This window comes from Flavobacterium sp. (assembly GCF_044361065.1).
In the GTDB taxonomy this organism is placed as follows: Bacteria; Bacteroidota; Bacteroidia; order Flavobacteriales; family Flavobacteriaceae; genus Flavobacterium.
The window spans coordinates 1-10,672 of the sequence record NZ_JBIKJI010000067.1 but is presented as its reverse complement, the minus strand read 5'-3'; the positions used below and the strand labels follow the sequence as shown (position 1 = coordinate 10,672).

Annotated in this window: 10 protein-coding genes; 2 read left to right on the top strand and 8 right to left on the bottom strand. The window is 29.2% G+C overall.

The annotated features are described in order from the left end of the window. Both ACIQ11_RS05670 and ACIQ11_RS05665 read left to right on the top strand, forming a co-directional pair. Nucleotides 1-2,223 (top strand): WD40/YVTN/BNR-like repeat-containing protein (locus ACIQ11_RS05670; protein ID WP_396153620.1); only part of this gene is annotated, 2,223 nt, incomplete at its 5' end. Nucleotides 2,224-2,317: 94 nt separating this feature from the next. After that, nucleotides 2,318-2,968, top strand: a complete 651-nt coding sequence (locus ACIQ11_RS05665; RefSeq protein WP_396153618.1) for a DUF1287 domain-containing protein — start codon at nt 2,318-2,320, stop codon at nt 2,966-2,968. An 18-nt stretch (nt 2,969-2,986) separates the two neighbouring features. On the opposite strand, the gene ACIQ11_RS05660 is transcribed toward ACIQ11_RS05665, so the two are convergent. From ACIQ11_RS05660 to ACIQ11_RS05625, 8 genes are all read right to left on the bottom strand, one after another. Continuing rightward, complete coding sequence (locus ACIQ11_RS05660; protein WP_396153616.1) at nt 2,987-3,256, bottom strand: hypothetical protein; 270 nt, start codon at nt 3,254-3,256, stop codon at nt 2,987-2,989. 327 nt (nt 3,257-3,583) lie between these two features. After that, entirely contained in the window at nt 3,584-4,939 is a 1,356-nt protein-coding gene (gene murC, locus ACIQ11_RS05655; protein ID WP_396153614.1) for a UDP-N-acetylmuramate--L-alanine ligase, read from the bottom strand. 72 nt (nt 4,940-5,011) lie between these two features. After that, nucleotides 5,012-5,686 (bottom strand): tetratricopeptide repeat protein, encoded by a 675-nt coding sequence (locus tag ACIQ11_RS05650; RefSeq protein WP_396153612.1) that lies wholly within the window; start codon nt 5,684-5,686, stop codon nt 5,012-5,014. Between the two features lie 76 nt (nt 5,687-5,762). Next, nucleotides 5,763-6,908 carry an 8-amino-7-oxononanoate synthase gene (locus tag ACIQ11_RS05645; RefSeq protein ID WP_396153610.1) on the bottom strand — a complete coding sequence of 382 codons (1,146 nt, stop codon included), beginning with the start codon at nt 6,906-6,908 and terminating at the stop codon, nt 5,763-5,765. A gap of 82 nt (nt 6,909-6,990) precedes the next feature. Further along, the gene (locus ACIQ11_RS05640) at nt 6,991-7,341 is read right to left on the bottom strand and encodes a heavy-metal-associated domain-containing protein (protein WP_396153608.1); all 351 of its coding nucleotides are present in this window, start codon (nt 7,339-7,341) and stop codon (nt 6,991-6,993) included. A 13-nt stretch (nt 7,342-7,354) separates the two neighbouring features. Next, entirely contained in the window at nt 7,355-9,625 is a 2,271-nt protein-coding gene (locus tag ACIQ11_RS05635; protein WP_396153605.1) for a TonB-dependent receptor plug domain-containing protein, read from the bottom strand. Nucleotides 9,626-9,673: 48 nt separating this feature from the next. Then, the gene (locus tag ACIQ11_RS05630; RefSeq protein ID WP_396153603.1) at nt 9,674-10,090 is read right to left on the bottom strand and encodes an HYC_CC_PP family protein; all 417 of its coding nucleotides are present in this window, start codon (nt 10,088-10,090) and stop codon (nt 9,674-9,676) included. Nucleotides 10,091-10,120: 30 nt separating this feature from the next. Beyond that, nucleotides 10,121-10,567, bottom strand: a complete 447-nt coding sequence (locus ACIQ11_RS05625) for an exosortase F system-associated membrane protein (protein WP_396153601.1) — start codon at nt 10,565-10,567, stop codon at nt 10,121-10,123. Nucleotides 10,568-10,672: the final 105 nt, after the last annotated feature.

Here is a 10,672-nt window from a genome sequence, read left to right as displayed (position 1 = left end):
TATAAATCAGAAGATGCTGGGAAATCATGGAAACATTTAAATAGTGATTTTGCTTTAGTAGTTCGCCCATTTTACTTTTCAAGAATTACAATCGATCCAAAAAATCCGGATATTGTATATAAAGGTGGATTAAATGGTTCTATTTCTCGTGATGGCGGAAAAACATTTAAAAATTTAGGTGCGATGCATTCTGATATTCACGACATACTTGTAGACCCAATTGACACCAACAGAATTTATGTTGGAACTGATGGAGGAATGTACAGAAGTTGGAACAATGGAAGTACATTAGATATTGTAAAAAACCTTCCTATTTCTCAATATTATCACATTACTTTAGACACAGAAGAACCATATAATATTTATGGTGGTCTACAAGATAATGGTTCATGGTATGGCCCAAGCAAAAGTGATGGCGGAATTGAAGCTAGAGATTGGAACAGCGTAGGTTACGGAGATGGGTTTAGAGTTTTAAAACACCCAACCAAAAAAATTATATATAGTGAAATGCAAGGTGCCGAAAACATTTGGCGTTATAATTTAGAAACCAAAGAATTAAAAACAATTCAGCCTTTGCAAGAAAAAAATCAAGTAAAATTACGTTTCAATTGGAACACTCCAATTGTGACGGGCATACATAATCCAGATAGAATTTATGCAGGAAGTCAATTTGTTCACGCTTCCGATGATATGGGAGCAAGTTGGAAAATTATTTCTCCTGATTTAACGACAAATGATAAATTAAAAATGAACCAGGAAAATTCTGGTGGACTATCAAAGGATAATTCTGGTGCTGAAAATCATTGTACGTTATTTACTATTGCAGAATCGCCATTAAGCAAAGATATAATATGGGCTGGCGCTGACGATGGTACTATTCAAATTACTCAAGACAGTGGGAAAACTTGGAAAAATGTAACGGCAAATATTATTGGTTTACCAAAAAATACTTGGTGTTATCATATCGAAGCTAGTAATTTCTCAAAAGGTAGTGCCTATGCTGTTTTTGAAGGTCATACTAATAATGATATGAACACATATGTTTATAAAACTATTGATTTTGGTACAACTTGGACTTCAATTGTAACAAAAGATATCGATGGTTTTGCGCGATGTATTCAAGAAGATTATGTTAATGAAAACTTATTATTTTTAGGTACAGAAAAAGGGTTATACATCACTGTAGATGGTGGTAAAAACTGGTCGAAATTTGAAAACAATATGCCGGCAGTTGCTGTAATGCATTTAGACTTACATAAAAAAACTAATGATTTAGTAATGGCGACTCACGGAAGAGGTGTAATTATTCTTGATGACATTAGCATTTTAAGACAAGTAACAAATGAAATTATTGCTTCTGAGGTGTATTTCTTTAAAACCAAACCATTTATAAAAGAAGAAAATTCTTCATTTGGAAGTACCGCTTCTGAACTAGAATTTGTTGGACCAAATCCAAGCACTTCTGCTCAAATTGTATATTATCTAAAGAAGAGAAATACATTTGGTAAAATGGAAATGGAAATTCAGGATTTGAATGGAAATAAAATTGTGGGTTTACCAGTAAGTAATCAAAAAGGGATAAACATTGTTACTTGGGATTTTAATGAAAAAGGACCAAAAGTAGCAACTGGAAAAACATTAGATTACAGCGGTTTCACAACACCATTAGTGCCTGCAGGGAAATACAAAGCTGTTTTAACTAAAGGTAAAGATAAATTTACACACGAGTTTGAAGTATTAAATGACCCGAAAAGTCCAATTACAGCTGACTCAAGAACAGAACAAAGAGTAGCAACTAAAATGCTTTTCGATAAAGTGCAACGTTTAGCTTATATGGTTTATGAAATAGACGAAATGACGAAACTTAATGATGAAATTGCCTCTAAAGACAAAAGCTACACAAAAACCAGTATCAAAACCAATGCAGAATTAAACAAATTAAAATTCACTATGGTAATAACAACTGGTGATAATTATGTAGGTTCAGCAGAAAAGCAATTAAGAGAAAAATTAGGTGCAATTTATGCTTCGGTTGCAAGTCAATATGACGCGCCTTCTCCTTCTCAAAAAGCAAATATCGAATCAATATTAGAAACCTATAACAAAGTGGAAGCAGAATTTAAAAAATTAGAAAAAATACATTTCTCTATGATTTTAGAAAAAGCAAAAAAAACTACGCCAGAATATAAATTAAAAACATTTGATGAATTTATAGCAGGATAATTTTTTTACCGTGAATTTAAAAGACCAATTTTCTAATTGGTCTTTTTTTATACTAAAAATTAAAAAACAGCGTTTCGAATAAAAACTCATTCATATGAACTTCATTTTCGTTATAGCTTATTTATTAAGTTTTACTTCTTGTAAAAAACAAGAAATACTTTCTAATTCAACAATTTTAATTTCTGAAAAACAAGTAATTTCTCCAATTGAAAACCCGAATTCTTTTGCAGAAAAGTTATCAAATGCAGCGATTCAAATTATTGATAAAGATGTTGTTTATACACCCGATTATGTGAAATTAAAATATCCAAATGGCGATGTCCCAGCAAAAACTGGCGTTTGCACAGACGTAATAATTCGTGCTTACAGAAAATTAAATATCGATTTACAAAAAGAAGTTCACGAAGATATGGTGGCGAATTTTACCAAATATCCGAATTTAAAAAAATGGGGTTTAAAAACAACCGATAAAAATATTGATCACAGAAGAGTTCCTAATTTAGAAGTTTTCTTTGGCAGAAAAGGAAAAACGTTATCAATTACTCAAAACGCAAACGATTATAAAACTGGCGAAATTGTAACTTGGATGATTAACGATAAGTTGCCACATATTGGAATTATTACTCATTTAAAATCTACTGATGGCAATCGCAATTTAATTGTACACAATGTGGGCGGCGGACAAGTGTTAGAAGATTGCTTGTTTAGTTATACGATTGTTGGACATTTTCAATATGGGAAATAAATATTTCCGTAAAGTAATTTATTTTTTTAAAACAAATTCATATTGTCTATAAAACCAACCAGTTTTATAACCCTCAAAACCCAAATATTTAACTTTTCTCCTTTTTAATTCTTTTTCAAATAATTCCAAATCAGATATAAAAATTCTAAGAAATTCAGAAGTTTCTCCATTATTAAAGTAAATAACAATAGATTTTGATTTCCAAAGATTCTTTCCGAAATAAACTTCAGATTTAGAATATCCTAAAATATCATCAAAAGTATTTTTCTTTGTTTTAAACTTATTCAACTCAAAAATTGAAAAATAATTATCATCAATTTTTAGGTATTTAAAATAAAAACTAAAGAAATATGATAAATAAAATATAATTAAACCAATAAATAAAACATAAAATATTAATGCAATTAAAATTCCAAAATCAAAGCCTGAAAATAATTTAATTTTGAATGCATTAATAGCAATTAAAAGCAAAAAAAATAATCCAATTATAAAAGTGATTTTTAAAATTGGGAAAAACACTTTAGGGTAAAAGTTCTTTTTAAAGGTTTATATTTTTAATTATTAGTTTTAATAAGAAATAATTATTTGGTACTTCGCAATGACTTAAGGTAGCTTTTACTTCATCAAATTTTTCACTTCATCAAAATTCAATCCGCCATAATTCCCTGAACTCATTAAAAGTAAAGCAGAATTATTAAAATCTTGTGCAAATAAATAGTCTTTAAATTCTACTGGGTTCGTATAAATAATTAAATCTTTTCTATTGAATGATTGTGCAATTTGTTCATAAGAAACTTCGTCTAATTGTTTAATTTTTACCGCATCTGGCGAATAAAAAACGACAGCTACATCTGCAGCATCTAAGGCACCTTCATATTCTTTTAAAAATTCAGCATTTAAGCTACTATAGGTGTGTAATTCTAAACAAGCAATTAGTTTTCTATCAGGATACTGATCTTTTACAGCTTTTGTAGTTGCTGAAACTTTACTTGGTGAATGAGCAAAATCTTTGTAAGCCACTTTATTACTGCTTTCTGCAATTTTCTCTAAACGTTTACTTGCGCCTTTGAAAGTGGCGATAGCTTCGTAAAAATCAACCTCATCTACACCCATACATTGACAAATCCATTTGGCACCCGCTAAATTGTTTAAATTATGCGCACCAAAAACTTCAATTGGCATTGGTCCTTCAGGCGTGTCTAATAAAGTCGTTCCGTTTTCTACAGTATAACTTGGTGTTTTATAGGCAATTTTACGAATTGGATTTGTAGTTTCTTCGGCGACTTGTTTAACGGTTGCGTCTTCTTCATTATATACTAAAATACCGCCATTTGTAATTTGCGAAGTGAAAATACTAAACTGTTCTACATAATTTTCAAACGTAGGAAACACATTGATATGATCCCAAGCAATACCTGAAAGCAAGGCAATATTTGGTTGATATAAATGAAATTTTGGTCGTCTGTCCATAGGAGAAGATAAATATTCATCACCTTCTAAAACTATAAAATCGTTAGTTTCTGTTAGATGCACCATTGTATCAAAACCTTCTAATTGTGCGCCAACCATATAATCCACTTCAATATTATGATAATGCATTACGTGTAAAATCATAGACGTAATAGTTGTTTTTCCGTGAGAACCACCAATTACAACTCTTGTTTTGTTTTTAGATTGTTCGTATAAAAATTCTGGATACGAATAAATTTTCAATCCTAATTCTTGTGCTTTCAACAATTCAGGATTATCTTCCTTAGCGTGCATACCCAAAATAACAGCTTCAATATCAGTTGTTATTTTCTCAGGAAACCAACCCATTTCAACAGGTAATAATCCTTTCTTTTCTAATCGAGATTTAGAAGGTTCAAAAATAGCATCATCGCTACCTGTTATTTGATATCCTTTATTATGTAACGCTAATGCTAAATTGTGCATGGCTGCTCCGCCAATGGCTATGAAATGTGTACGCATGTGATATGGTTAATGGTGAAAGATATATGGCAAAAGGTAAAGTTTATCCTATACCTAAAACCCTTTACCTAATTACTTTTTAATGTTTTGTGCTTTGTTTTTATCTTTTAACTTATACATATATAAATCGTATAATTTGGCATATGTTATGGCTGATTTACCTATTTGATGTGCTTTTATTAAATTTACTTCTGCAGCTTTATATCTTTTGTAATATACATCTATGTAGCCTTTTGCCAAATAACCATCTACTTTTGAAATCGCCAAAAGCTCATCTGCATATTTCAATGCCTTAGTTTCGCTACCGCCAATAATACCAGGCAATTCAATATATAACATTACTAACGCCCATCGCGATTCAAGATGTTTTTTATCTAAATTAGCAGCGGTTAAAAAAGCGGTTTCTATATCGCTAATCATGCCAACAGCTTTAAATTTATTTACTGATTTGGCTTTCATTCCTAATGCGCCGCCATATTTAAACCAATACGTAGCGCTATTTGGGTTTTGAATTTTTAATTTTTTATAATAAGCAATTGCAACATCCCATTTTTTTGAATTTCCAGCAATATCGCCTAAATATTCAATGGTTTTTAGATGGTTGGGATCTGATTTTAAGTAACTTTCAAACAATCCTTTGGCTTCTTCAAACTTTTTTTCATTGTATAGCTTTTCAGCTTTCTCAAATAAAGTCTGAGAAAACATACATTGCGAAAAGAGTAAGAAAAGGAATAGAATTTTTTTCATAATTTTAAATTATTTTCAAAAATAAGAAAACAATTCGTTTTTATCAATAAAAAAGGACTACATATACTTGATTTATTTATTTAAAAGGATGACGTTGCTGCCAAACGGTTTCGGGTTCTAAATTTTCAAATATTTTACCTAAAAATATATTCACTAATTTATTACTATGATAAATAAAACCCGACATCATAACTGGAGTTGCTCCAATAGAACTTTTAATTTCTAAAGCTGTTCTTCCGAAAATAATTTTTTTAAATTTATGGATAATTCCAAATTCTGTCATATTATACAACATATTTAAATACAACATTTTATCTTTTTGAATTTGTTCATCATATCCTAAAAAATAAGTTTCTAAAACATCGTCGTTTACTAAAATAGAATGAAAGCCAATAAGTTTATCTTCCAAAAAATAACCGAAAATTTTAAAGCCATCTCCACATTGTTTTTTAAATGTTGAAAAATGGTTTTCTGCTAAAAAGAATGTATTAAATGGTGCGTTTTTCGCTACATAATGATATAATTCATTGATTCGAGATTCAAATGAAACTACTTCATTTACGTCTAATTCTTTTACAGAAATTCCTTCAAATTTTTTATGCGCTCTTTTATATTGATCTCGATATTTTTTTGAAAAGGCATTAAAATAATCTTCATTTGATTTCCAATTCGTTGGTATTTCGAAAATCATATTGGGTTGCGTATTGAATTCGTATATTTTATCGAAAGCATATCTTTTAAATTCTATAGCACAATTCTGATAAAAATCTTTAAAAGAAACCAAATGAATTTTAATCCCTTTTTGTTTGAAATACGCTTCTAATTCTTTTGAACTTTGTTTTAAAATATAACTAACTTCCTCAAAACTGATTTCTTTCTGAAAAGCAAAAGCATTTTGCCCAGTTATCATGTTATTCCCAATAAATAATGTATGCGAAGCAAAATTTCGAAAAATAAAATTTCGAATACATTTTTTAAAAAAGTTATCTCTTTCGCCAAACGATTCTAATTTATTTAAATCTAAATATTGGGCTAAAGAAACACCTATCAGTTCTGAATCTTCATAAAATCCAATATAAAAACATTGCATATTTGTTGGCGCCGAACGTTCTAAAACTTCTAAATAAGGAAGTTGTAAGAAATGATTGGCAACGGCAACTTTATTCCAATTTTCTGGAACGTCTTTTATAGAATCAAATATTTTTATTGTAATTTTTTCCAAGGCATAAAAAAGTCCCACAAATGTAGGACTTCTATTTTAAAAATAAATGTTAATTCTAGTTATCTAGTATAAATTAGCGATTTTAATGTACTTCATCGGTTCGATATTTGCAACACCCGTGAATTTTTGCATATTGTTCGTCAGTAGCTTTTATATCTTTAGTGTCATGACCTACTTTTGCAATAGCTTTTTCTACATCTAAAACAGTACATTTTGTTTCATCTATAATTAAATGTATGTCTTGATCTTCTGCATGCCAAACAGCGCTTTTTACTCCTTTTACAGAATAAGCGGCTTTTTCGATACGTTTTTTACACATGTCACACACGCCATTGACTTCAACTTCAACTTTTTTGTTTTTAATAAGTTGTTCTTGTGCGTTTACATTCATTCCAAAAAAGGCAAACACTACTACTAATACTATTTTTTTCATGATTTTATGTTTTTTAATGATTTATATTATTTTGTTCTTTTTTATCTTTTATTTTAAATCGTATTCCTGCATAATACATCGTACCAAAAACTGGACCATAAATCATAGTACTATCAAAATACGGACTGTTAGGATTATCCGATGCAATTATTGCATTTTTCTGTTTAAAATTTCCTAAATTTTCTGTTCCAAAATACATTTCAAATGTACTAGAAAACGTTCGCGTTATTTGCGCATTTACAAGCTGATAACTTGGCGTATATTCCGATAATTGATACTGAACTGGGTTTGCTTTTGTATTTGGCAATCGCTGCTGACCAATCCAATTAAAAGTGGCATCAAATTTCCATTGTTGTCCTTTTTCCAAAATATGCGTTTCATAAGCTATGTTAGCAAAGAAACGATTTTTAGCTTGTAAAGGTTTATCTAATAATCCGGTCGCATAATCGGTTTTAACATTTAAATATTTATAGGCCGTTCTAACATTTAAATGCGTCATTAAATTAATATTCCATTCAATTTGAAATGATTCTGCATAACTTTTCCCTTTTAGGTTAGAGAAAGTTACTTGCCTTGCATTTTCCAAATCTACCACAATTTGATTGCTGAAATCGGTTTTATAATAATCCACAACCAGTTCATGTTCTTTTCCAAAAAGATAGAATTTCTGAATAAAACTTGTTCCATAATTCCATGCTATTTCTGGATTTAAACCATATAATTTCCCGTTATCATTTTTAATAACAAAATCTCTAGAACTAGCCAAAACATTTATGTTTTCAGCAAAAATATTTGAGGCTCTTTTTCCTCTTCCTGCAGAAAAACGAAATGTAGTTTTTTCAAACGGATTATATTTAACGTGAGCTCTTGGAGTAAAAAATAAGCCCAATCTGTTGTGATTGTCGGCTCTGGCACCTAAAACGAAACTGAAATTATTTAAATTATCGAAAGAATATTCAAAAAACGAACCAATTGAAGTATCAATTCTGTCATATTCCGCCATAAAATTGGTTTCTAAATGTTCTTCAAATGTATCATAATTAAAATTCAACCCAGTTATAAATTTATGCTTTGTATTGTTAATAATCGAATTAAAAATAAGGTTTGAAAAATAATTTTTATGATGAATATGATGTGTTTTATCTCCAAATTCAGAATGCATTTTATTGTACTGAAAAGCTTGTTGAAAACCAATACTTTGAAAAGGCATATCTGGATAAACATATCCAATTTTGTTGGAAATTTCTATTTTATCTGTATTCACATGGCTTGTCCATAAATTGGGATTTATCACCATTTCATGCGAATTGTCGTTTATTGTACCACCCGTTTTTTCATCTGAAAAATATTTTATATTTAAAAACGAAACGATTCCTTTTTCTGCATTATTGTATTGCCAACGATTTAAAATATTAACTTGTTTTCCTAAGGGATTGTCTAAAAATCCATCATGATTCATATCATTTTTAATAGTTCTGGTATTTCCGTGAACTAAAACTAATGAACTTAATTTATCTGAATATTTATTGCCAAAATGAGTATTAATCTCATATCTGCCATCATTTGAGGCATAAACATTGGCAAAAAACGGGTCTTCTTTTTGAGGTTTAAGTAACTCATAATTTATTTGACCCGAAATACTTTCATATCCATTTACTACACTCCCCGCCCCTTTTGTAATTTGAATACTTTCTGCCCAAGTTCCTGGAATAAAGTTTAAACCTGTTGCCTGCAACGCACCTCGAATCGCTGGAATATTTTCTTCACTCATTAAAATGTACGGACTAGTTAATCCTAGCATTTTAATTTGTTTATTACCTGTAACGGCATCAGAAAAATTTACATCAATAGACGGATTTGTTTCAAAACTTTCCGATAAATTACAACAAGCCGCTTTTTGTAATTCACCTTGCGATAAATGTTGCGTATTGGTAACAGCTTTTTGTTTTCTACCTAACGTATTTTGTTTCTTTACAATAGTTACTGTTGCAATATTGCTTTCAGAAGCTGTTTTTTCTAATTGAATAGTAAAATCAGATTTGACACTTTGTTGTATTTCAAGTGTCTGAAAACCTTCTTTTTCTAAAATTAATACTAGATTTCGGTTTCCTTGAATTAAACTAAATAATCCGCTTTCATTAGAAAACAAAACGTCATTTAATTCAGGAATTATTATTTTTACATTTGAGACAGGCGAATTTTCCTTATCGATAATTTTTCCTTGAACGCTACTTTGTGCTAAAGAAAATAATGGCATAAAGACCAAAAATAAGATTTTATACATAATTAATTAATAAAGTTTATAATTTTAAAAAACTAAAAACGATATAAATTATGCGTAAAAAATAAGTTGAGAATAGAGTCTATAAAAAGGCGGTGCGTTAGAATTACAATAGTAATCTACATTTTTTTTATTTGAATAAAAGCAAGGTGTTTCAGCAAAAAAATCAGGTGTTTCATTTAAAAAATGTACAGCAGAAAAATCAAATTGAAAATCTTTTAAAATAGAATAATCAATTTTGTTTTTTGTATTGATTTCCTCATTGGAACAACAACCTTCTTCTTCTTCAATAGAATCCGAAGCGCAGCAAGAGTCTTCTGTTGCAGAATCAATTAATTTATTATTTTGATATACCAAAGACACATAAGCAAATTGGTCATTACAATAATGCAACACCAAACTAGCGCTACTATTTACTAATAAAATAAATAATGCTAAAAAAATACTTATATGTTTTTTAAGATTCATTACTGCAAATTTATGGTATTTTTAAATAACTTATTGTTTATTAACACTTTTTTGATAAAAAAAAGCTGGAACAAATAAAATTAAAAATAGAGGTTGAATTAGAAACCTTCTAACATAGAAAACAAATAAATAATCTGGCGATTTAGAAAAATGTAATAAACTGAAAAAAATTACAATTAAAATAATAAAAAATAATGACAATAAAAAAGAGGTTAGTTTTACTATTGAAATATCTTTAAATAAAAAATAAACTATCAAAACTGTGAAAATGCTGTTCATAAAATACCTATATAAAAGTCCTAAAAACAATTTAAAAGTATTAAATTCAGGTGCCATTTTATTTTTCGTATCACTATGAAAAAAATCTAGAAAAGGATCATAAAATAACTCTTTTTCAAACATTCTTATTAGCAATAAGGCAATTACCAAAATGCCAATAATTGCAATATCTAAGATTTTACTTTTTTTCTTTTGCATACGCTGAAAATTTTAACACCCAAATAATCCATAACACAAAAACTACTCCATAAATAACCAATGGGAAAAGAATGTCGTGTAAAAAAGTTCCGTATTCTGGATACT